Annotated in this window: 2 protein-coding genes; both read right to left on the reverse strand. The window is 69.5% G+C overall.

Going from position 1 to position 1,072, the window contains the following annotated elements; all coding sequences use genetic code 11:
- A partial coding sequence (locus tag ACZ7HQ_RS45885) for an aromatic amino acid lyase (RefSeq protein WP_471003691.1) occupies positions 1-508 on the reverse strand: 508 nt, incomplete at its 3' end.
- A 65-nt stretch (positions 509-573) separates the two neighbouring features.
- Positions 574-1,072: AMP-binding enzyme (locus tag ACZ7HQ_RS45890; RefSeq protein ID WP_471003694.1), on the reverse strand; the 499-nt coding region annotated here is incomplete at its 5' end.

Genomic DNA, 1,072 nt, shown 5'->3' on the forward strand with positions numbered 1-1,072 from the left:
CCTCTCCGATGAGGGTGCTCGCGACGTGGGAGAGGGGGGCCAGGTCGCCGCTCGCCCCCAGCGACCCGATCTCGGGTATGGCCGGGGTGATGCCCTCGTTCAGGTACTGCGCGAGGCGTTCGAGGATGATGGGGCGCACTGCGGAGTAGCCCTTGGCCAGGGTGTTCAGCCGGGCGGCGACGATCGCCCGCGCCTCGTCCTCGGCGAACAGCGGACCGACTCCCGCGCTGTGGCTACGGACGAGATTGGTCTGCAGCTCAACTTCCCTCGACTTGTCGACCTGCATGTAGATCATCTCGCCGTACCCGGTGGTCACCCCGTAGATGGGGATGTTCTGTTCGGCGATCCCCTCGAAGATCTCCCGGCTCTTCCGGGCCTTCGCGATGGATTCGGCCGGTACGTCGACCGCCGCGCGTTCCTCCGCGACGCGGCGTACGGCTTCGACGGTCAGGGTCTCGCCGTCGATGGAAACCGGGACGATCTCGGTCTCGACTTGAGTCAATGCCATCACTCCATGGGTAGCGGCCGAGGCCGGTGTACGACAGGTCAGGGGATGGGGTCGTGGGGCGCGGCTCAGTGGGTGAGCCGGGAGCGGTCCACCTTCCCCGCAGCGTTGCGCGGCAGGCGTGAGGTCAGGCGGGTGAAGACGGCGGGCAGCGCGAGGGGGCCGAACTGGCCGCGCAGATGGGAACGCCAGGCCCGGACGTCCGCACGCACGTCCCCCTGGCCGCCCTTTCGTGGCACCACGTACACGGCGAGGCGGGTCACCAGGCCCTGGGCGTTGACGTGGGGGAGGACCGCGCACTCCAGGACCGAGGGGTCACGGTTCAGCGCGGCCTCGATCTCGGTGAGTTCCACGCGGTTCCCGAACAGTTTGACCTGGAAGTCCCTGCGGCCCCGGAATTCCAGGGCGCCGTCGAACCGCGTCCGCGCAAGATCTCCGGTCCGGTACCACCGGTCACCGTCGGGGGCGAAGCCGGCGAGGGGCGCGAACAGCGCGCTGTGGTCCGGGCCACCCTCGACGGCGAGGTACCCCGGTGTCACGTACGGGGAGCGGACCACCAGTTCGCCG

Source organism: Streptomyces sp. NPDC037290, from assembly GCF_055603245.1.